This window comes from Pseudomonadaceae bacterium SI-3, from assembly GCA_004010935.1.
Classification (GTDB): Bacteria; Pseudomonadota; Gammaproteobacteria; order Pseudomonadales; family Pseudomonadaceae; genus Stutzerimonas.
Genome location: CP026511.1, coordinates 659,120 through 682,829, shown reverse-complemented (window position 1 = coordinate 682,829; position 23,710 = coordinate 659,120). Strand labels below are relative to the sequence as shown.

Annotated in this window: 28 protein-coding genes, 1 pseudogene and 1 other annotated feature; all 29 genes and pseudogenes read right to left on the bottom strand. The window is 56.8% G+C overall.

From position 1 onward, the window contains the following. Nucleotides 1–62: 62 nt before the first annotated feature. On the bottom strand, nt 63–179 hold the full coding sequence (locus C1896_03280) for a 50S ribosomal protein L36 (GenBank protein AZZ44019.1): 117 nt from the start codon (nt 177–179) through the stop codon (nt 63–65). Between the two features lie 30 nt (nt 180–209). Further along, nucleotides 210–1,538 (bottom strand): preprotein translocase subunit SecY, encoded by a 1,329-nt coding sequence (locus C1896_03275; GenBank protein ID AZZ44018.1) that lies wholly within the window; start codon nt 1,536–1,538, stop codon nt 210–212. Then, the gene (locus C1896_03270; protein AZZ44017.1) at nt 1,539–1,973 is read right to left on the bottom strand and encodes a 50S ribosomal protein L15; all 435 of its coding nucleotides are present in this window, start codon (nt 1,971–1,973) and stop codon (nt 1,539–1,541) included. A gap of 3 nt (nt 1,974–1,976) precedes the next feature. Further along, the gene (locus C1896_03265; GenBank protein ID AZZ44016.1) at nt 1,977–2,156 is read right to left on the bottom strand and encodes a 50S ribosomal protein L30; all 180 of its coding nucleotides are present in this window, start codon (nt 2,154–2,156) and stop codon (nt 1,977–1,979) included. A 2-nt stretch (nt 2,157–2,158) separates the two neighbouring features. Further along, entirely contained in the window at nt 2,159–2,659 is a 501-nt protein-coding gene (locus C1896_03260) for a 30S ribosomal protein S5 (GenBank protein AZZ44015.1), read from the bottom strand. A 3-nt stretch (nt 2,660–2,662) separates the two neighbouring features. Continuing rightward, nucleotides 2,663–3,013, bottom strand: a complete 351-nt coding sequence (locus tag C1896_03255) for a 50S ribosomal protein L18 (protein ID AZZ44014.1) — start codon at nt 3,011–3,013, stop codon at nt 2,663–2,665. Between the two features lie 10 nt (nt 3,014–3,023). Further along, nucleotides 3,024–3,557, bottom strand: coding sequence for a 50S ribosomal protein L6 (locus C1896_03250; protein ID AZZ44013.1), 534 nt, complete (start codon nt 3,555–3,557; stop codon nt 3,024–3,026). A gap of 12 nt (nt 3,558–3,569) precedes the next feature. Beyond that, nucleotides 3,570–3,962 (bottom strand): 30S ribosomal protein S8, encoded by a 393-nt coding sequence (locus C1896_03245; protein AZZ44012.1) that lies wholly within the window; start codon nt 3,960–3,962, stop codon nt 3,570–3,572. A gap of 185 nt (nt 3,963–4,147) precedes the next feature. Then, nucleotides 4,148–4,453 carry a 30S ribosomal protein S14 gene (locus C1896_03240; GenBank protein ID AZZ44011.1) on the bottom strand — a complete coding sequence of 102 codons (306 nt, stop codon included), beginning with the start codon at nt 4,451–4,453 and terminating at the stop codon, nt 4,148–4,150. 13 nt (nt 4,454–4,466) lie between these two features. Next, a complete protein-coding gene (locus C1896_03235; protein ID AZZ44010.1) occupies nt 4,467–5,006 on the bottom strand; it encodes a 50S ribosomal protein L5 in 540 nt (179 codons plus the stop codon). A 19-nt stretch (nt 5,007–5,025) separates the two neighbouring features. Continuing rightward, nucleotides 5,026–5,340, bottom strand: coding sequence for a 50S ribosomal protein L24 (locus C1896_03230; protein AZZ44009.1), 315 nt, complete (start codon nt 5,338–5,340; stop codon nt 5,026–5,028). Nucleotides 5,341–5,351: 11 nt separating this feature from the next. After that, the gene (locus C1896_03225) at nt 5,352–5,720 is read right to left on the bottom strand and encodes a 50S ribosomal protein L14 (GenBank protein AZZ44008.1); all 369 of its coding nucleotides are present in this window, start codon (nt 5,718–5,720) and stop codon (nt 5,352–5,354) included. Between the two features lie 23 nt (nt 5,721–5,743). Then, a complete protein-coding gene (locus C1896_03220; GenBank protein AZZ44007.1) occupies nt 5,744–6,010 on the bottom strand; it encodes a 30S ribosomal protein S17 in 267 nt (88 codons plus the stop codon). A gap of 2 nt (nt 6,011–6,012) precedes the next feature. Beyond that, complete coding sequence (locus tag C1896_03215; protein AZZ44006.1) at nt 6,013–6,204, bottom strand: 50S ribosomal protein L29; 192 nt, start codon at nt 6,202–6,204, stop codon at nt 6,013–6,015. Then, complete coding sequence (locus C1896_03210) at nt 6,204–6,617, bottom strand: 50S ribosomal protein L16 (protein ID AZZ44005.1); 414 nt, start codon at nt 6,615–6,617, stop codon at nt 6,204–6,206. Before C1896_03210 ends, C1896_03215 begins: the two co-directional genes overlap by 1 nt. Nucleotides 6,618–6,629: 12 nt before the next feature. Further along, complete coding sequence (locus C1896_03205) at nt 6,630–7,316, bottom strand: 30S ribosomal protein S3 (protein ID AZZ44004.1); 687 nt, start codon at nt 7,314–7,316, stop codon at nt 6,630–6,632. A gap of 13 nt (nt 7,317–7,329) precedes the next feature. Beyond that, the gene (locus tag C1896_03200; GenBank protein AZZ44003.1) at nt 7,330–7,662 is read right to left on the bottom strand and encodes a 50S ribosomal protein L22; all 333 of its coding nucleotides are present in this window, start codon (nt 7,660–7,662) and stop codon (nt 7,330–7,332) included. Nucleotides 7,663–7,675: 13 nt separating this feature from the next. Further along, nucleotides 7,676–7,951 (bottom strand): 30S ribosomal protein S19, encoded by a 276-nt coding sequence (locus tag C1896_03195; protein AZZ44002.1) that lies wholly within the window; start codon nt 7,949–7,951, stop codon nt 7,676–7,678. A gap of 16 nt (nt 7,952–7,967) precedes the next feature. Next, complete coding sequence (locus C1896_03190; GenBank protein AZZ44001.1) at nt 7,968–8,789, bottom strand: 50S ribosomal protein L2; 822 nt, start codon at nt 8,787–8,789, stop codon at nt 7,968–7,970. 14 nt (nt 8,790–8,803) lie between these two features. Then, the gene (locus C1896_03185) at nt 8,804–9,103 is read right to left on the bottom strand and encodes a 50S ribosomal protein L23 (protein ID AZZ44000.1); all 300 of its coding nucleotides are present in this window, start codon (nt 9,101–9,103) and stop codon (nt 8,804–8,806) included. After that, on the bottom strand, nt 9,100–9,702 hold the full coding sequence (locus C1896_03180; protein AZZ43999.1) for a 50S ribosomal protein L4: 603 nt from the start codon (nt 9,700–9,702) through the stop codon (nt 9,100–9,102). Before C1896_03180 ends, C1896_03185 begins: the two co-directional genes overlap by 4 nt. Before the next feature lie 12 nt (nt 9,703–9,714). Beyond that, a complete protein-coding gene (locus C1896_03175) occupies nt 9,715–10,350 on the bottom strand; it encodes a 50S ribosomal protein L3 (GenBank protein AZZ43998.1) in 636 nt (211 codons plus the stop codon). 15 nt (nt 10,351–10,365) lie between these two features. Beyond that, nucleotides 10,366–10,423: a sequence feature (possible 23S ribosomal RNA but 16S or 23S rRNA prediction is too short), on the bottom strand. 8 nt (nt 10,424–10,431) lie between these two features. Next, nucleotides 10,432–10,743: a 30S ribosomal protein S10 gene (locus tag C1896_03170; GenBank protein ID AZZ43997.1), complete on the bottom strand. Its 312-nt coding sequence runs from the start codon at nt 10,741–10,743 to the stop codon at nt 10,432–10,434. Between the two features lie 148 nt (nt 10,744–10,891). Beyond that, nucleotides 10,892–12,085 carry an elongation factor Tu gene (tuf, locus tag C1896_03165; GenBank protein ID AZZ43996.1) on the bottom strand — a complete coding sequence of 398 codons (1,194 nt, stop codon included), beginning with the start codon at nt 12,083–12,085 and terminating at the stop codon, nt 10,892–10,894. 30 nt (nt 12,086–12,115) lie between these two features. Next, entirely contained in the window at nt 12,116–14,218 is a 2,103-nt protein-coding gene (gene fusA / locus C1896_03160) for an elongation factor G (GenBank protein ID AZZ43995.1), read from the bottom strand. 30 nt (nt 14,219–14,248) lie between these two features. Further along, nucleotides 14,249–14,719 (bottom strand): 30S ribosomal protein S7, encoded by a 471-nt coding sequence (locus C1896_03155; GenBank protein ID AZZ43994.1) that lies wholly within the window; start codon nt 14,717–14,719, stop codon nt 14,249–14,251. Nucleotides 14,720–14,816: 97 nt separating this feature from the next. Continuing rightward, nucleotides 14,817–15,188, bottom strand: a complete 372-nt coding sequence (locus C1896_03150; GenBank protein AZZ43993.1) for a 30S ribosomal protein S12 — start codon at nt 15,186–15,188, stop codon at nt 14,817–14,819. A gap of 141 nt (nt 15,189–15,329) precedes the next feature. Further along, on the bottom strand, nt 15,330–19,529 hold the full coding sequence (gene rpoC / locus C1896_03145; GenBank protein AZZ43992.1) for a DNA-directed RNA polymerase subunit beta': 4,200 nt from the start codon (nt 19,527–19,529) through the stop codon (nt 15,330–15,332). Nucleotides 19,530–19,594: 65 nt separating this feature from the next. Beyond that, nucleotides 19,595–23,664 (bottom strand): annotated as a pseudogene (gene rpoB, locus C1896_03140) (DNA-directed RNA polymerase subunit beta). Between the last annotated feature and the right edge of the window lie 46 nt (nt 23,665–23,710).

Here is a 23,710-nt window from a genome sequence, read left to right as displayed (position 1 = left end):
TGTAATAACAAATAATCAACCCGGCAGCGCACTAGCTACCGGGCTCGAGCCTTAGCTCACACTCAGCCTTGGCGCTGTTTGTGTCGCGGTTCTGCGCTGCAGATCACTCGAACGACGCCTTCGCGACGAACGATCTTGCAGTTGCGGCACAGCTTTTTAACCGATGCACGAACTTTCATGACCAACTCCTAGAACCTTACGAGCCGACTTCAGCGGAGCATTCCGCTGCCGTAGCCCTTCAGGTTGGCTTTTTTCATCAGGGAATCGTACTGGTGGGACATCAGGTGTGACTGCACTTGGGACATAAAGTCCATTACAACCACGACCACAATCAGCAACGAGGTCCCGCCAAGGTAGAACGGCACATTTGCGGCTACCACAAGGAACTGAGGAAGCAAGCAAACAGCCGTCATGTACAGGGCGCCGAACAAGGTCAAGCGGGTCAGCACACCATCGATATAGCGCGCCGACTGCTCACCAGGACGAATCCCTGGAATAAACGCACCGGACTTCTTCAAGTTTTCTGCGACGTCTTTAGGGTTGAACATCAACGCCGTATAGAAGAAGCAGAAGAAGATAATGCCGGCACTGAACAAAAGGATGTTCAACGGCTGACCGGGAGCGATCGCCTGCGAGATATCAGCCAGCCAGCTCATGCTTTCGGACTGACCAAACCACTGACCCAACGAAGCCGGGAACAACAGAATGCTGCTCGCAAAAATTGCCGGAATCACACCAGCCATATTGACCTTCAAAGGCAAGTGGCTTGTCTGCGCAGCGAAAACCTTACGACCCTGCTGACGCTTGGCGTAGTGCACCGCAATTCGCCGCTGACCACGCTCAATGAAGACCACGAAACCAATGATCGCAACGGCCAGCAGACCCACTGCCAACAGCGCAATGATATTGACATCACCCTGGCGAGCCGACTCGAAGGACTGCCCAAGGGCGCCCGGCAAGCCAGCAACGATACCAGCAAAAATCAACATCGAAATGCCGTTACCGACACCGCGCTCGGTGATCTGCTCACCCAGCCACATCATGAACATCGCACCCGCCACAAACGTCGTGATGGCGACGAAGTAGAAGCCGAAGTCACTGCTGAATGCGACCCCTTGACCGGCCAGACCGACGGACATGCCAATGGCCTGCACGATCGCCAGAACGAGCGCTAGATAGCGCGTGTACTGGCTAATCTTGCGGCGACCGGCCTCGCCTTCCTTTTTCAACTGCTCAAGTTGCGGACTGACAGCAGTCATGAGCTGCATGATGATCGATGCCGAAATGTACGGCATGATCCCCAAAGCAAAGATGCTCATGCGCTCCAGCGCACCACCTGAAAACATGTTGAACAGACTAAGGATGGTCCCTTCGTTCTGACGGAACAGCTCGGCCAACCTGTCGGGATTGATCCCCGGCACCGGGATGTGCGCCCCTATCCGATAGACGATAATCGCCATCAGCAAAAAGCGCAGACGAGCCCAGAGTTCAGACAGCCCGCCATTACTCAGCGCGGAGAGAGCACCTTGCTTAGCCATTTATTCCTCGAACTTGCCGCCAGCTGCTTCGATAGCCGCACGCGCACCTTTGGTGGCGGCGATGCCTTTCAGGGTCACAGCGCGACCAACTTCACCGGACAGCATGACTTTCACACGCTGCACGTTTTGGTTGATGACGTTGGCATCCTTGAGGCTCTGCACGGAGACAACATCGCCTTCGACCTTGGCCAGCTCGGATGTGCGCACTTCTGCGCGATCCATGGCCTTCAGCGAAACGAAGCCGAACTTCGGCAGACGACGATGCAATGGCTGCTGACCGCCCTCGAACCCTGGAGCAATCTTGCCGCCGGAACGGGAAGTCTGACCCTTGTGACCACGGCCACCGGTCTTACCCAGACCGCTACCGATACCACGACCAGGACGAAGCTTTTCGCGACGGGCACCCGGCGCAGAACGCAGATCGTTCAGTTGCATGGCTTAGCCCTCCACACGGAGCATGTAATAAGCCTTGTTGATCATGCCGCGATTCTCAGGAGTGTCCTGAACCTCGACGGTGTGACCAATGCGACGAAGGCCGAGGCCCTTTACGCACAGCTTGTGATTGGGGATACGACCGCTGACGCTTTTAATCAGCGTGACCTTGACGGTGTTAGCCATGATCAGGAAATCTCCTCGACGCTCTTGCCACGCTTGGCAGCGATCGACTCAGGCGACTGCATGGCCTTCAACCCCTTGAAAGTGGCATGAACCACGTTCACCGGATTGGTAGAGCCGTAGCACTTAGCCAGGACGTTCTGCACACCAGCCACTTCAAGGATGGCGCGCATAGCACCACCGGCGATCACACCGGTACCCTCGGAAGCGGGCTGCATGTAGACCTTGGAAGCGCCATGCGCCGCCTTGGTGGCGTACTGCAGCGTGGTGCCGTTCAGATCAACCTGGATCATGTTGCGGCGAGCCGCTTCCATGGCCTTCTGAATGGCTGCCGGCACTTCACGGGATTTGCCACGACCGAAACCTACACGGCCTTTACCATCACCCACCACGGTCAACGCGGTGAAAGTGAAGATACGACCACCTTTTACAGTCTTGGCGACGCGGTTAACTTGAACCAGCTTCTCAATGTAGCCTTCGTCGCGCTTTTGCTCGTTATATGCCATAACTTAGAACTCCAGCCCGCCTTCACGAGCAGCATCAGCCAGTGCCTTGACACGACCGTGGTACTTGAAGCCAGAACGGTCGAACGCCACCTGGGTGACACCTGCGGCCTTAGCACGCTCAGCGACCAGCTGACCAACTTTCTTGGCAGCGTCGACGTTGCCAGTGGCTCCGCCGCGCAGTTCTTTGTCCAGAGTCGAGGCGCTGGCCAGGACCTTGCCGCCGTCGGCCGAAAGGACCTGGGCGTAGATGTGCTGGGAAGAGCGGTACACACAAAGGCGTACGGTTTCCAGCTCGCGCATCTTCAGGCGTGCCTTGCGAGCGCGACGCAGACGAGTAACTTTCTTTACGCTCATTTGCTATGCCCTACTTCTTCTTAGCTTCTTTACGACGGACCACTTCGTCCGAGTAACGCACGCCTTTGCCTTTGTAAGGCTCAGGACGACGGAAATCGCGGATTTCAGCAGCCACCTGACCAACCAGTTGCTTATCGACACCCTTGATCAGGATATCGGTCTGACTGGGGGTCTCAGCGGTAACGCCTTGCGGCAGTTCATATTCCACCGGATGCGAGAAGCCGAGAGCCAGGGACAGCACTTGACCTTTGGCTTGCGCCTTGTAACCAACGCCAACCAGCTGAAGCTTGCGCTCGAAGCCTTGGCTGACACCAATTACCATATTGTTAACCAGCGCACGGGTGGTACCGGCCATGGCGCGATTCTGCTGATCGCCATTGCGAGCAGCAAAACGCAGCTCACCAGCCTCGTGAATCACTTCCACTGACGAGTGCACATTCAGTTCCAGAGCGCCCTTGGCACCCTTAACCGAAAGCTGCTGGCCGGACATGTTGAATTCAACACCAGCGGGCAGCTTTACGGGGTTCTTAGCAACGCGAGACATGCTTATCCCCCCTTAGAACACTGTGCAGAGCACTTCGCCGCCAACGCCAGCAGCGCGAGCAGCCCGATCAGTCATCACACCTTTGTTGGTGGACACGATCGAAACGCCCAGACCGCCGCGAACCTTCGGCAACTGATCAACGGATTTGTACTGGCGAAGGCCAGGACGGCTTACGCGCTTCAGCTCCTCGATGACCGGACGGCCCTCGAAATACTTAAGCTCGATAGACAGCTGCGGCTTGGCGTCGCTGCTGACGTTGTATCCTGCGATATAGCCTTCACCCTGAAGAACGTTGGCTACTGCCACCTTCAGAGTGGAAGACGGCATGCTTACGACGGACTTTTCAGCCATCTGGGCATTACGGATACGAGTTAGCATGTCCGCTAACGGGTCCTGCATACTCATGGGCTCTTGGCTCCTAATACAAAAAAATAAGCCCGCGAAGGCTCGTGTCGCCTGCTAGAAGAGCGAACACCAAAGGCGTGGCTCGGGCGAGCCGGACATTCTAGAGATAGTCCAGAAACGAATCAAGCCCCATAGGGGCTTGATTTTGGAACAGCCAGCCCGACAGCAACGCCGGGCTACCATTCTTACCAGCTGGCTTTGACCAGACCTGGTACGTCGCCACGCATAGCGGCCTGACGCAGCATGTTACGCGCAAGACCGAACTTGCGATAAACACCGTGCGGACGACCGGTCAAACGGCAGCGGTTACGCAGGCGCGAAGCGCTTGCATCACGAGGCTGCTTCTGCAGAGCCACCTGAGCTTCCCAGCGCGCTTCCGGAGTGGACTCCGGATTGGCGATGGTTGCTTTCAGCGCGGCACGCTTCTGGGCGTACTTAGCAACCGTTTGCTGACGCTTCAGCTCGCGGTTCTTCATGCTTTGCTTAGCCATGTGCCTACTCCAATCAGTTACGGAACGGGAAGTTGAATGCACGCAACAGCGCGCGCCCCTCTTCATCCGTCCGAGCAGTAGTAGTCAGAGTGATGTCCAGACCACGCAGGGCATCGATTTTGTCGTAATCGATTTCCGGGAAAATGATCTGCTCTTTCACGCCCATGCTGTAGTTGCCGCGGCCGTCGAACGACTTGGCATTCAGGCCGCGGAAGTCGCGAACCCGAGGCAGGGAGATCGACAACAGGCGATCCAGGAACTCGTACATACGATCACTGCGCAACGTCACCTTGACACCGATCGGCCAGCCTTCACGGACCTTGAAGCCAGCGATAGACTTGCGAGCGTGAGTCACGACGACCTTCTGGCCGGTGATTTTCTCAAGATCGGCAACCGCGTTATCGATGATTTTCTTATCACCGATGGCCTCGCCAATACCCATGTTGAGGGTGATCTTGGTAATGCGCGGAACTTCCATCACGTTACCAAGCTGAAGCTCTTCTTTCAGCTTGGGAGCGATTTGCTTCCGATAAACTTCTTTTAGTCGTGCCATGGTTATCTACCTAGCAGTCTCAAGCTTCAACCGGCTTTTGGGTCGACTTGAAGACACGAATTTTCTTGCCGTCTTCAACCTTGAACCCAACGCGGTCAGCCTTGTTGGTTTCGCCATTGAAAATAGCGACGTTAGAGGCGTGCAGTGGCGCCTCCTTCTCGACGATACCGCCCTGAACGCCCGACATCGGGTTCGGCTTGGTATGGCGCTTCACCAAGTTGATGCCACCGACAACCAGACGGTCGTCAGCGAGAACCCGGAGCACCTTACCGCGCTTGCCCTTGTCTTTGCCGGCGATGACGATGATCTCGTCGTTGCGACGAATCTTTTGCATGCGGCTTCTCCTTACAGCACTTCAGGCGCGAGCGAGACGATCTTCATGAACTTCTCAGAACGAAGCTCACGCGTCACCGGCCCGAAAATACGGGTGCCAATAGGCTCCTGCTTGTTGTTCAGCAGAACAGCAGCATTGCCATCGAAGCGAATGATGGAGCCGTCTGGACGACGAACACCGTGACGGGTACGGACCACAACAGCGGTCATTACCTGGCCTTTCTTGACCTTGCCACGAGGAATCGCTTCCTTGACGGTAACCTTGATGATGTCGCCGATGCCGGCGTAACGGCGGTGCGAACCACCGAGCACCTTGATACACATGACGCGACGAGCGCCACTGTTATCCGCCACATCGAGCATTGATTGAGTCTGAATCATATAATTTCTCCGACCCCTAGCCCTTAGACTTCGACGGCACGTTCAACGACATCAACCAACATCCAGCACTTGGTCTTCGCCAGCGGACGAGTCTCGCGGATAGTGACCTTGTCGCCAATACGGCACTGGTTGGTTTCGTCGTGGGCGTGCAGTTTGGTCGAACGCTTCACGTATTTACCGTAGATCGGGTGCTTGACGCGACGCTCGATCAGAACGGTGATGCTTTTGTCCATCTTGTCGCTGACGACGCGGCCAGTCAGCGTGCGGACAGTTTTTTCAACTTCAGCCATGATCACTTACCTGCCTGCTGGTTGAGCACAGTCTTGACACGAGCGATGTCGCGCTTGACTTGCGAGAGCAGGTGAGACTGCCCCAACTGGCCAGTTGCTTTCTGCATACGCAGATTGAACTGGTCGCGCAGCAACTCGAGCAGTTGCTCGTTCAGCTGCTGAGCGGATTTTTCACGAAGCTCATTCGCTTTCATCACATCACCGTCCGCTTAACAAAGGAGGTGGCGAGCGGCAGCTTTGCAGCAGCCAGGGCGAATGCCTCACGCGCCAGCTCTTCGGAAACACCCTCGATCTCGTAGAGCACCTTGCCCGGCTGAATCTGGGCTACCCAGTACTCGACGTTGCCCTTACCTTTACCCATCCGCACTTCAAGCGGCTTTTTGGAAATAGGCTTATCGGGGAAAACGCGGATCCAGATCTTGCCGCCACGCTTGACGTGGCGAGTCAACGCACGACGTGCGGACTCGATCTGGCGCGCAGTCAAACGACCACGAGCGACAGACTTGAGAGCGAACTCGCCGAAGCTGACTTTGCTACCGCGCTGAGCCAACCCACGGTTGTGGCCGGTCATCTGCTTGCGGAATTTTGTACGCTTAGGTTGCAACATTTGGCGTACTCCTTACTTGGTAGCTTTTTTACGAGGCGCTGGCGCTTGCGGTTTGAGCTCTTCGTGGCGACCACCAATTACTTCGCCTTTGAAGATCCAGACCTTGACGCCGATCACACCGTAGGTGGTGTGCGCTTCGTAGGTGTTGTAGTCGATATCGGCACGCAGGGTGTGCAACGGCACACGACCTTCCCGATACCATTCAGTACGGGCGATTTCAGCCCCACCCAGACGACCGCTCACCTGGATCTTGATGCCCTTGGCACCAATACGCATGGCGTTCTGTACCGCGCGCTTCATAGCGCGACGGAACATTACGCGACGTTCCAGCTGCTGAGCGACGTTCTGTGCTACCAGCATTGCATCGAGTTCCGGCTTGCGGATTTCTTCGATGTTGATGTGCACAGGCACACCCATTCTTTTGGTCAGGTCCTGACGCAGCTTCTCAACATCTTCACCTTTCTTGCCGATCACGATGCCGGGACGAGCGGTGTGGATGGTGATGCGTGCGGTTTGAGCCGGACGATGGATATCGATACGGCTTACGGACGCGCTTTTTAATTTGTCTTGGAGGTACGCACGCACGTTCAGATCTGCAAGCAGATAATCGGCGTACGTACGACCGTCTGCGTACCAGACGGAAGTGTGCTCCTTGACGATTCCCAGGCGTATGCCAGTGGGATGTACTTTCTGACCCATCTGATCGACTCCGTTACTTGTCCGCAACCTTGACAGTGATATGGCAAGACCGCTTGACGATGCGATCAGCGCGGCCTTTGGCACGCGGCATGATGCGCTTAAGCGAACGCCCCTCGTTGACGAAAACGGTGGAAACCTTGAGGTCATCCACGTCTGCGCCTTCGTTGTGCTCGGCGTTGGCCACGGCCGACTCCAGCACTTTCTTCATGATCTCGGCGGCTTTCTTACTGCTGAAAGCCAGCAGGTTGAGCGCTTCACCCACCTTCTTCCCGCGGATCTGGTCGGCGACCAGGCGGGCTTTCTGGGCGGAGATGCGAGCGCCCGACAACTTAGCGGCTACTTCCATCTTTCCTTACCCCTTAGCGCTTGCCTTTCTTGTCCGCTACGTGCCCGCGATAGGTGCGGGTACCAGCGAACTCGCCGAGTTTGTGACCGACCATATCTTCGCTCACGAGAACGGGGACATGTTGACGGCCGTTATGCACAGCGATGGTCAGACCGACCATTTGCGGCAGGATCATCGAACGACGCGACCAGGTTTTAACCGGCTTGCGATCATTCTTTTCCATCGCCACTTCGACCTTCTTCAATAGGTGAAGATCGATAAAAGGACCTTTTTTCAGAGAACGCGGCACTGTCGTATCCCTCTAGTTACTTGCGACGACGGACGATCATGTTATCGGTGCGCTTGTTAGAGCGAGTCTTCGCGCCCTTGGTCGGGAAGCCCCATGGCGACACCGGATGACGACCACCGGAGGTACGACCCTCACCACCACCGTGGGGGTGATCGACCGGGTTCATTGCCACACCGCGCACGGTTGGGCGAACGCCACGCCAGCGCTTGGCACCAGCTTTACCAAGCGAACGCAGGCTGTGCTCGGAATTCGAGACCTCGCCCAGAGTCGCACGGCACTCAGCCAGCACTTTACGCATCTCGCCGGAGCGAAGACGCAGGGTTACATAAGCGCCTTCACGCGCGACCAACTGAGCTGAAGCACCAGCAGAACGAGCGATCTGTGCACCCTTGCCCGGCTTGAGTTCAACACCGTGAACGGTAGAACCAAGCGGAATATTACGCAGCGGCAGGCTGTTACCAGCCTTGATTGGCGCATTGACGCCAGAGAGCAGCTGATCGCCAGCAGTTACACCCTTGGGTGCAATGATGTAACGACGCTCGCCGTCTGCATACTTCAACAGCGCAATGTGCGCAGTACGGTTCGGATCGTATTCAACGCGCTCAACGACGGCAGGGATGCCATCCTTGTTGCGACGAAAATCGACCAGACGGTAATGCTGCTTGTGACCACCACCGATGTGACGCGTGGTGATGCGACCGTTATTGTTACGACCGCCAGACTTCGACTTCTTCTCGAGCAGCGGAGCATAAGGAGCGCCTTTATGCAGCTCCTGATTGACCACCTTGACCACGAAACGGCGGCCCGCGGAAGTCGGTTTGCATTTAACGATTGCCATGATGCACCCCTTCCTTACTCAGCGTTGCCGGAGAAATCGAGATCCTGGCCCGGCTGAAGCGCGATGTACGCCTTCTTCCAGTCGTTGCGCTTGCCCAGACCGCGAGCGGTGCGCTTGGTCTTGCCCTGAACATTCAGAGTGCTGACCTTGGCAACTTTCACGTTGAACAGGCTTTCGACGGCCTTCTTGATTTCCAGCTTGGTTGCATCAGTAGCAACCTTGAAAACGAACTGGCTCTTGCTGTCAGCCAGCATGGTTGCCTTCTCGGAGACGTGCGGACCAAGCAGGACTTTGAATACGCGTTCCTGGTTCATCCCAGCAGCTCCTCGAATTTCTTCACAGCCGACACGGTGATCAACACCTTGTCATAGGCGATCAGGCTGACAGGATCGGAACCCTGCACATCGCGAACATCGACGTGCGGCAGATTGCGAGCTGCCAGATAAAGGTTCTGATCAACAGCATCGGAAACGATCAAGACGTCGTTGAGACCCATACCAGTCAGCTTGTTAGCAAGCAGCTTGGTCTTGGGGCTGTCGACAGCGAAGTCTTCCACGACGACCAAACGCTCAGAACGAACCAACTCGGAGAGGATGGAGCGCATAGCGGCGCGGTACATCTTCTTGTTGAGCTTCTGCTCATGATTCTGCGGACGAGCAGCGAAAGTTACGCCACCGCCACGCCAGATCGGACCACGTGAGGTACCAGCACGCGCGCGGCCAGTGCCCTTCTGGCGCCAGGGGCGCTTACCGCCACCGGAGACGTCGGAGCGAGTCTTCTGCTGCTTGCTACCCTGACGACCGCCAGCCATGTAGGCGACGACTGCCTGGTGCACCAGCGTCTCGTTGAACTCACCACCAAAGGTTTGCTCGGAGACTTCGATGGCCTGTGCGCCATTAACATTCAATTGCATGTGAACTCCCCCTTACCCGCGAGCCTTGGCAGCCGGACGCACGACTACGTCACCACCAGTGGCGCCGGGCACTGCACCCTTGACCAACAGGAGATTACGCTCGGCATCGACACGCACGATTTCCAGGGACTGCACGGTTACGCGCTCGGCGCCCATGTGCCCGGACATCTTCTTGCCCTTGAAAACACGGCCTGGTGTCTGGCATTGGCCAATCGAACCCGGGACGCGGTGGGATACGGAGTTACCGTGAGTATTGTCCTGACCACGGAAATTCCAGCGCTTAATGGTACCGGCAAAGCCTTTACCCTTGGACTGACCGGTGACATCCACCATCTGCCCAGCCTGAAAGATCTCAGCCTTGATCTGGTCGCCAACCTGGAATTCCTCGCCATCGAGGCGGAACTCCCAGACACCACGACCAGCAGCTACATTCGCTTTAGCGAAATGACCGGCCTGAGCCTTGGTGACACGGGACGCACGACGCTCGCCGACAGTAACCTGCACGGCGCGATAGCCATCGCTTTCTTCATTCTTGAACTGAGTGACGCGATTCGGCTCGATCTCAATGACCGTAACCGGAATAGAGACACCATCTTCGGTGAAAACGCGGGTCATTCCGCATTTACGACCGACTACACCAATAGTCATGTTGTAACCTCTTGAGTGTACGGGGCTTTCACCCGCTATGGCCGCCCATTTCAGAGCGTTACACGACTAAAACTCCAGGTTTTAGCCGAGGCTGATCTGCACTTCCACGCCAGCCGCAAGATCAAGCTTCATCAGCGCATCGACAGTCTTGTCGGTCGGCTGGACAATATCCAGCACACGCTTATGAGTACGGATCTCATACTGGTCGCGCGCATCTTTGTTGACGTGCGGAGAAACCAGAACAGTGAACCGCTCTTTGCGAGTCGGCAGTGGAATCGGACCACGCACCTGAGCACCAGTACGTTTCGCGGTTTCCACGATTTCCTGGGTTGATTGATCGATCAGGCGATGGTCAAAAGCCTTCAACCGAATACGGATTTGTTGGTTTTGCATTTTGACCTCAGACTCCAATTAGCCATCCCTACCAAACGCAATACGCCCGGTAAAAGGAGGCGCAATTGTACGGATGCGTCCAGAGGGTGTCAATAAATGATCAGCAATAGAAAAAGGGCCCCGAAGGGCCCTTTTCGACACCGAACGGTTATTCGATGATCTTGGCAACCACGCCGGCACCAACGGTACGGCCACCTTCGCGAATCGCGAAGCGCAGACCATCTTCCATGGCGATCGGAGCGATCAGGGTGACAACCATCTTGATGTTGTCGCCCGGCATTACCATCTCAACGCCTTCGGGCAGCTCGCAGTTACCGGTCACGTCAGTCGTACGGAAGTAGAACTGAGGGCGGTAGCCCTTGAAGAACGGAGTGTGACGACCGCCTTCTTCCTTGCTCAGTACGTAGACTTCGCCTTCGAACTTGGTGTGCGGCTTGATGGTGCCCGGCTTGGCCAGAACCTGACCACGCTCAACGTCATCACGCTTGGTGCCGCGCAGCAGGACGCCGACGTTCTCACCCGCACGACCTTCGTCGAGCAGCTTACGGAACATTTCGACGCCGGTGCAGGTAGTCTTGGTCGTGGCACGAATACCAACGATCTCGATCTCTTCCTGAACCTTGACGATGCCGCGCTCAACACGACCAGTCACAACAGTACCGCGACCAGAGATCGAGAACACGTCCTCGATTGGCATCAGGAACGGCTTGTCGATCGCACGCTCAGGCTCTGGGATGTAGCTGTCCAGAGTCTCGACCAGCTTACGCACGGCCGACACGCCCATCTCGTTGTCGTCCTGGCCATTCAGGGCCATCAGCGCAGAGCCAATGATGATCGGAGTGTCGTCGCCCGGGAAGTCGTAAGTCGACAGCAGGTCACGCACTTCCATCTCAACCAGCTCAAGCAGCTCAGCGTCGTCCACCATGTCAGCCTTGTTCAGGAAGACAACGATGTACGGAACGCCAACCTGACGGGACAGCAGGATGTGCTCACGAGTCTGCGGCATCGGACCGTCAGCAGCAGAGCAAACCAGAATCGCGCCGTCCATCTGCGCAGCACCGGTGATCATGTTCTTCACATAGTCAGCGTGGCCAGGGCAGTCAACGTGAGCGTAGTGACGGATCGAGGAATCATATTCAACGTGGGAGGTGTTGATGGTGATACCACGAGCCTTCTCTTCCGGCGCGTTGTCGATCTGCGAGAAGTCACGCGCAGAGCCACCCCAAGTCTCAGCACAGACCTTAGTCAGCGCTGCGGTGAGCGTGGTCTTGCCATGGTCGACGTGACCAATGGTACCGACGTTCAGGTGCGGTTTGTTACGTTCAAATTTTTCTTTAGCCACGACAGTAAACCTCTTACTTAAAGGGCTGAATCAACCTTGTTTTTTAACGATAGCTTCGACGATGTTCGACGGAGCCTCGGAGTATTTTGAGAATTCCATAGAGTAGCTGGCGCGACCCTGAGACATGGAGCGGACGTCGGTTGCATAACCGAACATCTCACCCAGCGGAACCTCGGCACGAATAACCTTACCGGAGACCGTGTCTTCCATACCCTGGATCAGACCGCGACGACGGTTCAGGTCACCCATCACGTCACCCATGTAGTCCTCAGGCGTTACCACCTCGACTTTCATGATCGGCTCAAGCACTACAGCGCCACCCTTCTGGGACAGCTGCTTGGTCGCCATGGAAGCCGCAACCTTGAACGCCATCTCGTTGGAGTCGACGTCATGGTAGGAACCATCGAACACTGTCGCCTTCAGGCCGATCAGCGGATAGCCGGCGACGACGCCGTTCTTCATCTGCTCTTCGATGCCTTTTTGAATGGCCGGGATGTATTCCTTCGGAATCACACCACCAACCACCTCGTTGACGAACTGCAGACCTTCTTGCCCCTCATCTGCAGGCGCAAAACGCACCCAGCAATGACCGAACTGACCGCGACCGCCGGACTGGCGAACGAACTTGCCCTCGATCTCACAGGACTTCGTGATTTTCTCACGATAAGACACCTGAGGCTTACCGATGTTGGCTTCAACATTGAACTCGCGACGCATACGGTCGACGAGAATATCGAGGTGCAACTCACCCATACCCGAGATGATGGTCTGACCAGTCTCTTCGTCGGTCTTGACGCGGAATGAAGGGTCTTCCTGAGCAAGTTTGCCCAGCGCGATACCCATCTTTTCCTGGTCATCCTTGGTCTTAGGCTCAACCGCAACCGAAATCACCGGCTCCGGGAAATCCATACGGACCAAAATGATCGGCTTGTCCAGAGCACAAAGCGTGTCACCAGTCGTGACGTCCTTCATACCGATCAGAGCAGCGATGTCGCCTGCACGAACCTCCTTGATTTCTTCACGGCTGTTCGCATGCATTTGCACCATACGACCGACACGCTCTTTCTTGCCCTTCACCGAGTTCAGAACGCCGTCACCGGAATTCAGGACACCGGAATAGACACGAGCAAAGGTCAGCGTACCGACAAAGGGATCCGTCGCAATCTTGAACGCAAGCGCAGAAAACGGCTCGCTATCATCTGCATGGCGCTCCATCTCGATGGTTTCATCGTCGATATCGGTGCCCTTGATCGCCGGAATATCGGCTGGCGCTGGCAGATAATCGATAACAGCATCGAGAACCAGGGGCACGCCCTTGTTCTTGAAGGAAGAACCACAAACCGCCAACACGATCTCACCAGCGATAGTGCGCTGACGCAGAGCCGACTTGATCTCCTCAATAGTGAGCTCTTCACCTTCGAGGTACTTGTTCATCAGCTCTTCGGTTGCCTCGGCTGCCGCCTCGACCATGTTGCTGCGCCACTCTTCAGCCAGATCCTGAAGCTCGGCAGGGATCTCTTCCTCACGGAAGGTCATGCCCTTGTCGTCATCGTTCCAGTAGATGGCTTTCATCTTGACCAGATCAATCTGGCCCTGGAAGTTATCTTCAGCACCAATAGCAAGCTGGATAGGCACAGGCGTGTGCCCCAGACGCTGCTTGATCTGCGCAACCACACGCAGGAAGTTGGCACCAGCGCGGTCCATCTTGTTGACATAGACCAGACGCGGGACACCGTATTTGTTGGCCTGACGCCATACGGTTTCCGATTGCGGCTCAACACCCGAAGTACCGCAGAACACTACGACCGCACCATCGAGTACGCGCAGCGAGCGCTCCACTTCAATGGTGAAGTCAACGTGACCGGGAGTATCGATAATATTGAAACGATGCCTATCGAACTGCTTCTCGGAACCAGCCCAGAAAGCGGTGGTGGCAGCGGAGGTAATGGTAATACCACGCTCCTGCTCCTGCACCATCCAATCCATGGTCGCGGCGCCGTCGTGCACCTCGCCCATTTTATGGTTTACGCCGGTGTAAAAGAGGACGCGCTCGGTGGTAGTGGTTTTACCAGCATCCACGTGAGCAACGATACCAATGTTACGGTAGCGGTTAATCGGGGTAGTACGAGCCATAAAGCCCTCGCAAGTTGATGACGCTGAAAATTAGAAGCGGTAGTGCGAGAAGGCCTTGTTGGCTTCAGCCATACGGTGCACGTCTTCACGCTTCTTCACAGCAGCGCCTTTACCTTCAAATGCATCCGACAGCTCACCCGCCAAACGCAGGGCCATGGATTTCTCACCACGCTTACGCGCAGCATCTACCAGCCAGCGCATGGCCAGCGCGTTACGACGGGACGGACGAACTTCGACCGGAACCTGGTAAGTCGCACCACCTACGCGGCGGGACTTCACTTCGACCAGCGGAGCGATGGCGTCGAGTGCTTTTTCGAAGATTTCCAGGGGATCGCTGTTCTTGCGTTCCTTGACCTTTTCCAAGGCACCATAAACGATACGTTCGGCCACGGCTTTCTTACCGCTTTCCATCACGTGGTTCATGAACTTGGCGAGGATCAGACTTCCGTATTTCGGATCGTCAAGGATCTCGCGCTTGGCTGCTACACGACGTCTTGGCATTGATAAGCCCTCAAACGGTCTTCAGGTTAGCCCGGGACTATAACGATGAAGTTACGCCCGACCTTACTCTTATCGACTCAGATAAATATAAATACGATTACTTCGGACGCTTGGCGCCGTACTTGGAACGACCCTGCTTACGATCCTTGACACCCGAGGTATCCAGCGAACCGCGCACGGTGTGATAGCGCACGCCCGGAAGGTCTTTTACACGACCGCCACGGATCAGCACGACACTATGCTCTTGCAGGTTGTGGCCTTCACCGCCGATATAGGAGGCGACTTCAAAACCGTTAGTCAGGCGAACACGGCATACCTTACGCAGTGCAGAGTTCGGTTTCTTTGGCGTGGTGGTGTACACACGAGTGCACACGCCACGGCGTTGCGGGCAGTTCTGCAGCGCAGGGACGTCGCTTTTCTCGACGACGCGCTTGCGCGGCTGGCGTACCAGCTGGTTGATCGTTGCCATCTACTAGCTCCACTGTTGTCTTTCGACACAAACGAAAAATGGCAGGGCGCAAAGCCCCGCCAAATTAGGGGTACAAGAGTCTAAAGAGCTTCCTGCCCACCGTCAAGGCGCGCCCCGGCTTACGCCGGGGCAGACCACCAATCAGTTACCGCTCGAATTGAGCGCCTCGGTCAGCGCCGCTTCGACTTCATCGGCACTCACGCGAACCGGCTTTTCAGCTTCACGCTTGCGCTTACGCTCGCTGTGATACTGAAGCCCGGTACCGGCCGGGATCAGGCGACCCACGACCACGTTTTCTTTCAAACCACGCAGATAATCGCGCTTGCCCGTCACTGCGGCCTCGGTGAGGACGCGAGTGGTCTCCTGGAAGGACGCTGCCGAAATGAACGACTCAGTAGACAGCGAGGCCTTGGTGATACCCAGCAGCACGCGGATGTACTTCGACCCGAACTTGTCGTCCGCAGAGAGACGCTCGTTCTCCTCAAGAACGTGAGTGAGCTCCATCTGGTCGCCCTTGATGAAGCTCGAATCGCCGGATTCCGCCACTTCAACCTTGCGCAGCATCTGACGCAGAATCGTCTCGATGTGCTTGTCGTTGATCTTCACGCCCTGCAGACGATAAACGTCCTGAATCTCGTTGACGATGTACTTGGCCAGCGCACTCACGCCCAGCAGACGCAGGATGTCGTGCGGGTTGCTCGGACCGTCGGAGATAACCTCACCCTTGTTCACCTGTTCGCCTTCGAACACGTTGAGGTGACGCCACTTCGGAATCAGCTCCTCATACGGATCGGTACCATCGGTCGGCGTGATCACCAAGCGACGCTTGCCCTTGGTTTCCTTGCCGAAGGAGATTGTACCGCTGATTTCAGCCAGGATCGAAGGCTCTTTCGGACGACGTGCCTCGAAGAGATCGGCGACGCGTGGCAGACCACCGGTGATGTCACGGGTCTTCGAGGTTTCCTGCGGGATACGCGCAATAACGTCACCCACATTGATCTCGGCACCGTCAGCCACACCCACCAGGGCATTAGCTGGCAGGAAATACTGAGCCGGTACGTCGGTACCCGGCAGCAGCAATTCCTTGCCATTGGAGTCGACCATCTTGATCGCCGGACGAATGTCCTTACCCGATGCCGGACGGTCCTTCGGATCCATCACCTCAATGTTGGTCAGACCGGTGAGTTCATCGGTCTGGCGCTTGATGGTGATGTTCTCTTCCATACCGACGAAGGTCACGACACCCTTCATCTCGGTGACGATCGGGTGGGTGTGCGGATCCCACTTGGCCACCACAGCGCCTGCGTCGACCTTGTCGCCTTCCTTAATCGAGATAACTGCACCGTAAGGCAGCTTGTAACGCTCGCGCTCACGACCGAAGTCGTCGGCAACCGCCAGCTCACCGGAACGGGACACCGCAACCAGCGCGCCGTCAGCACGCTCTACATGCTTGAGGTTATGCAGGCGGATAGTGCCGCCATTCTTGACCATGACGTTGTCGACCGCAGAAGTCCGGCTAGCCGCACCACCGATGTGGAACGTACGCATCGTCAGCTGAGTACCGGGCTCACCAATCGATTGTGCAGCAATAACGCCCACTGCCTCACCGATGTTGACCTGGTGCCCGCGAGCGAGATCGCGGCCATAGCACTTGGCACAAATGCCATAGCGTGTTTCACAGCTGATCGGCGAGCGAACCACAACTTCGTCAATGCTGTTGAGCTCGATGAAGTCGACCCACTGCTCGTCAACCAATGTTCCGGCCGGAACCAAAACCTCTTCGCTGCCCGGCTTGAGCACATCACGCGCAATAACACGGCCCAGTACGCGCTCGCCCAGCGGCTCGACCACGTCGCCGCCCTCGATGTGCGGAGTCATGAACAGCCCCTGCTCGGTACCGCAGTCGACCTCGGTAACCACCAGATCCTGCGCCACGTCAACCAGACGACGGGTCAGGTAACCGGAGTTCGCGGTTTTCAGAGCGGTATCCGCCAGGCCCTTACGAGCACCGTGAGTGGAGATGAAGTACTGGAGTACGTTCAAACCTTCACGGAAGTTGGCCGTAATCGGCGTCTCGATGATCGAACCGTCGGGCTTGGCCATCAAACCACGCATACCGGCCAGCTGACGGATCTGAGCAGCGGAACCCCGCGCACCAGAGTCAGCCATCATGTACATCGAGTTGAACGAGTCCTGTTCGGCTTCGTTGCCATCGCGGTCGATTACCTTCTCTTTCGAGAGGTTGGCCATCATCGCCTTAGAGACTTCGTCGTTGGCCTTGGACCAGAGGTCGATCACCTTGTTGTACTTCTCGCCCTGAGTCACCAGGCCAGAGGCGTACTGCGACTCGATCTCCTTCACTTCCTCGGTAGCGGCGTCGATGATGCGCGCCTTCTCATCCGGGATGACGAAGTCGTTCACACCGATCGACACGCCCGAAATGGTCGAGTATGCGAAACCGGTGTACATCAGCTGGTCGGCGAAGATAACGGTATCCTTCAGACCAACGGTGCGGTAGCACAGGTTGATCAGTTTGGAGATCGCCTTCTTCTTCATCGGCTGGTTGACCACGTCGAACGGCAGGCCGGCCGGAACCACCTGGAACAACAGCGCGCGGCCAACGGTGGTGTCGACGATACGAGTGTTCTTGGTAATGCTGCCGTCGCGATCCTTGATGGTCTCGTTGATCCGCACTTTGACGCGGGCGTGCAGAGACGCTTCGCCACCGCGGAACACACGGTCGACTTCCTGCAGGTCAGCAAATACGCGACCTTCACCCTTCGCGTTGATCGCTTCCCGGGTCATGTAATAAAGACCCAAGACCACGTCCTGCGACGGCACGATGATCGGCTCACCGTTGGCTGGCGACAGGATGTTGTTGGTCGACATCATCAGCGCCCGCGCTTCGAGCTGGGCTTCCAGTGTCAGCGGCACGTGAACGGCCATCTGGTCGCCGTCGAAGTCGGCGTTGTACGCAGCACAGACCAGCGGGTGCAGCTGAATCGCTTTGCCTTCGATGAGTACCGGCTCGAACGCCTGGATACCCAGACGGTGCAGCGTCGGTGCGCGGTTGAGCAATACGGGGTGTTCGCGGATGACCTCAGCGAGTACGTCCCAAACCTCAGGCAGTTCGCGCTCCACCATCTTCTTGGCGGCCTTGATGGTGGTCGCCATGCCGCGCATTTCCAGCTTGCCGAAGATGAACGGCTTGAACAGCTCGAGCGCCATCTTCTTTGGCAGACCGCACTGATGCAGACGCAGGGTCGGGCCAACGGTGATAACCGAACGGCCAGAGTAGTCTACGCGCTTGCCGAGCAGGTTCTGACGGAAACGACCTTGCTTGCCCTTGATCATGTCGGCCAGGGACTTCAGCGGGCGCTTGTTCGAGCCAGTGATGGCGCGACCGCGGCGACCGTTGTCGAGCAGTGCGTCGACCGCTTCCTGCAACATGCGCTTTTCGTTGCGCACGATGATGTCCGGTGCGGACAGATCGAGCAGGCGCTTGAGACGGTTGTTACGGTTGATCACGCGGCGGTACAGATCGTTGAGATCCGAAGTCGCGAATCGACCACCATCGAGCGGAACCAATGGACGCAGATCCGGCGGCAGTACAGGCAGAACGGTCAGTACCATCCACTCAGGAAGGTTGCCTGAACCGTAGAAGGCTTCCATCAGCTTAAGACGCTTGGACAGCTTCTTGATCTTGGTTTCCGAGTTGGTCTGCGGAATCTCTTCGCGCAGGCGACCGATCTCGTGCTCCAGGTCGATTTCGTGCAGCAGCTCGCGCACCGCTTCAGCGCCCATGCGGGCATCGAAATCGTCGCCGAACTCTTCCAATGCTTCGAAATACTGCTCGTCGTTGAGCAGTTGTCCTTTCTCGAGCGTGGTCATGCCCGGATCGATGACGACGTAGCTTTCGAAATAAAGCACGCGCTCGATGTCACGCAGGGTCATGTCCAGCAGCAAGCCGATACGGCTCGGCAACGACTTCAGGAACCAGATGTGTGCAACGGGCGAAGCCAGCTCAATGTGGGCCATACGCTCACGGCGCACCTTGGCCAGCGCAACTTCAACGCCGCACTTCTCACAGATAACGCCGCGATGCTTGAGGCGCTTGTACTTACCGCACAGGCACTCATAGTCCTTGACCGGGCCAAAAATCTTGGCGCAGAACAGGCCGTCGCGCTCGGGCTTGAACGTACGATAGTTGATGGTCTCTGGCTTCTTGACTTCACCAAAGGACCAGGAACGGATCATCTCGGGCGAAGCCAATGCAATCTTGATGGCATCGAACTCTTCGATTTGACCCTGGTTTTTCAACAGATTCAGCAAGTCTTTCAAGGCCTTTCCTCCTCACGGACCTGCGACGGCCGGCTGATGCCGGACGCCGCATAGGCGGTGCGTGGTTATTCGGTTTCCAGATCGATGTCGATACCGAGCGAGCGGATTTCTTTGATCAACACGTTGAAAGACTCCGGCATGCCGGGCTCCATACGGTGATCGCCGTCCACGATGTTCTTGTACATCTTGGTCCGCCCGTTCACGTCGTCCGACTTGACCGTGAGCATTTCCTGCAGGGTGTAGGCGGCACCGTAAGCTTCCAGTGCCCAGACCTCCATCTCCCCGAAACGCTGGCCACCGAACTGTGCCTTACCACCCAGCGGCTGCTGGGTAACCAGGCTGTAGGAGCCGGTGGAACGCGCGTGCATCTTGTCGTCGACCAGGTGGTTGAGCTTGAGCATATACATGTAGCCAACCGTGGTGGTGCGCTCAAACTTGTTACCGGTACGGCCATCGAACAGCTGCATCTGGCCGCTCTCTGGCAGATCTGCCAGCTTAAGCATGGCCTTGATCTCGCGCTCCTTGGCACCGTCGAACACCGGCGTTGCCATTGGCACGCCACCGCGCAGGTTCTTCGCCAGATCGAGAATTTCTTGGTCGCTGAAGCTTTCCAGGTTTTCCTGACGGCCACCGATCTCGTTATAGATTTCGGTGAGGAACTTACGTAGCTCAGCGACCTTACGCTGCTCTTCCAGCATGCGGTTGATCTTCTCACCCAGCCCCTTGGCCGCTAGGCCCAGGTGGGTTTCGAGAATCTGACCGACGTTCATACGAGATGGTACGCCCAGCGGATTCAATACGATGTCGACCGGGGTGCCATGCCCGTCATGCGGCATGTCTTCGACCGGCATGATGACCGAGACGACACCCTTGTTACCGTGGCGACCTGCCATCTTGTCGCCCGGCTGGATACGCCGCTTGATGGCCAGGTAGACCTTGACGATCTTCAGAACGCCAGGCGCCAGGTCGTCGCCCTGCTGCAGCTTGCGCTTCTTGTCTTCGAACTTGTCGTCGAGCAGCTGCCGGCGGTCGGAGATGTAGGCTTGGGCCTTTTCCAACTGCTCGTTCAGAGCATCTTCGGCCATGCGCAGCTTGAACCACTGACCGTGCTCCAGGCTATCGAGAGCCTCATCAGTGATGACTGCGCCCTTCTTCAGACCAGCACCACCTTCGACAGTCGCGCCAACAAGAGCAGAACGCAAACGCTCGAAGGTTGCACCTTCAACGATACGGAACTCTTCATTCAGATCCTTACGAATCTCGTCCAGCTGCATCTTCTCGATGGCCAGCGCACGGGAGTCACGCTCGACACCATCACGGATAAACACCTGTACGTCGATGACGGTACCCTTGGTGCCAGTCGGCACACGTAGGGAGGTGTCCTTCACGTCGGACGCCTTCTCACCGAAGATCGCACGCAGCAGCTTCTCTTCCGGCGTCAGCTGGGTTTCGCCTTTCGGCGTGACTTTGCCAACCAGGATGTCGCCAGCGCCTACTTCAGCACCGACGTAAACGATGCCCGCCTCGTCCAGCTTGTTCAGCGCAGCTTCGCCCACGTTCGGAATGTCCGCCGTGATCTCTTCTGGGCCGAGCTTGGTGTCGCGGGAAACGCAGGTCAGTTCCTGAATGTGAATGGTTGTGAAACGATCTTCCTGAACCACACGCTCCGACAGGAGAATGGAGTCTTCGAAGTTGTAGCCGTTCCAAGGCATGAACGCGACGCGCATGTTCTGCCCGAGCGCCAGCTCACCCATGTCAGTGGACGGACCGTCTGCCATGATGTCGCCACGCTCGACTACATCACCCTTGCTCACGAGCGGGCGCTGATTGATGCAGGTGTTCTGGTTGGAACGGGTGTACTTGGTCAGGTTGTAGATGTCGACGCCGGCTTCACCGGTTTCAACTTCTGCATCATGCACACGCACAACCACACGGCTCGCATCGACCGAGTCAATAACGCCGCCACGACGGGCTACAACGCAAACGCCGGAGTCGCGCGCAACGTTACGCTCCATGCCGGTGCCAACCAGCGGTTTGTCCGAACGCAGGGTCGGTACAGCCTGACGCTGCATGTTGGAGCCCATGAGAGCGCGGTTGGCGTCGTCGTGCTCGAGGAATGGAATCAGCGAGGCGGCAACGGATACGACCTGCTTCGGCGATACGTCCATCAGGGTCACGTCTTCCGGCGCCTTGACCGTGAATTCGTTCTGATGACGAACAGCAACCAGCTCGTCGACCAGCTTGCGACCGTCCAGCTTGGCGCTGGCCTGCGCAATGACGTGGTCAGCTTCTTCGATTGCCGACAGGAATACGATCTCGTCGGTAACTTCGCCTTCCTTCACAACGCGGTACGGGCTTTCCAAGAAGCCGTACTGGTTGGTACGGGCGTAGGCCGCCAGCGAGTTGATCAAACCGATGTTCGGGCCTTCCGGCGTCTCGATCGGGCACACTCGGCCGTAATGGGTCGGGTGTACGTCGCGCACTTCAAAGCCTGCACGTTCGCGGGTCAGACCGCCCGGGCCGAGCGCAGAGACACGACGCTTGTGCGTAATCTCTGACAGCGGGTTGTTTTGGTCCATGAACTGCGACAGCTGGCTGGAGCCGAAGAACTCCTTCACCGCCGCCGCAACCGGCTTGGCGTTGATCAGATCCTGCGGCATCAGGCCTTCGCTTTCGGCCATCGACAGACGTTCCTTGACCGCACGCTCAACGCGCACAAGACCGACACGGAACTGGTTCTCGGCCATCTCGCCAACACAACGGACACGGCGGTTACCCAGGTGGTCGATGTCGTCGACTACGCCTTTACCGTTACGGATGTCGACAAGAGTCTTCAGTACCGCAACGATATCTTCACGACTGAGTACGCCAGAACCTTCGATCTCAGTACGACCGATACGGCGGTTGAACTTCATCCGACCTACAGCCGACAGATCGTAACGTTCCGATGCGAAGAACAAATTGTTGAACAACGTCTCGGCAGCATCCTTGGTTGGCGGCTCGCCAGGACGCATCATGCGGTAGATCTCGACAAGCGCTTCAAGCTGATTGGTAGTCGAATCGATCTTCAACGTGTCGGAAATGAACGGGCCGCAGTCGATGTCGTTGGTATACAAGGTCTCGAAACGAACAACCTGAGCTTTGACCAACTTGGCCAGAATTTCGACTGTCAGCTCAGTATTGCACTCGGCAATGATCTCTCCAGTCGCCGGATGCACGATAGCCTTCGCCGTGGTGCGGCCCAGGACGTAGTCCATCGGCATGTCGAGCGACTTGATGCCTGACTTGTCGAGCTGGTTGATATGACGTGCAGTGATGCGACGGCCCTGCTCGACAATGACCTTGCCGTTCTCGTCGGTGATGTCGAAAGAGGCAATTTCGCCGCGCAGACGCTGTGGAACCAGCTCCAAGCTCAGCGCTTCGCCCTTAACGTGGAATACGTTGGTATCGTAGAACGCATCAAGGATTTCTTCGGTGCCGTAATTCAACGCACGCAGAAGCACCGAAGCCGGCAGCTTGCGACGACGGTCGATACGCACAAACACCGCGTCCTTCGGATCGAACTCGAAGTCCAGCCATGAACCACGGTACGGGATGATCCGCGCGGAATACAGCAGCTTGCCCGAGCTGTGGGTCTTGCCCCGATCATGATCGAAGAAAACGCCTGGCGAGCGATGCAGCTGAGACACGATAACGCGCTCGGTACCGTTGATAATGAAGGTACCGTTCTCAGTCATCAGGGGAATTTCCCCCATGTAGACTTCCTGCTCCTTGATGTCCTTGATCGCCTTGCTCGACGATTCCTTATCAAAGATGATCAGACGAACTTTTACCCGCAACGGCACGGCGAAGGTCACGCCGCGCAACACGCATTCCTTGACGTCAAAAGCCGGGTCGCCCAAGCGATAGCCGACATACTCCAGCGCCGCATTGCCGGAATAGCTGATTATCGAAAAACGGATTTGAAGGCTGCATGCAAGCCAATATCGCGGAATTGATCTTTGGTCGCTCCCGCCTGCAGGAATTCGCGGTACGAATCCAGCTGGATGGCCAAAAGATACGGCACGTCCATCACGTGCGGTAACTTGCTAAAGTCCTTGCGGATTCGTTTTTTCTCAGTGTATGAGTAAGCCATCAGCGTTCCCCAGCTTGGTCACCTGCTTGTTTGGCTTCTCCCGACG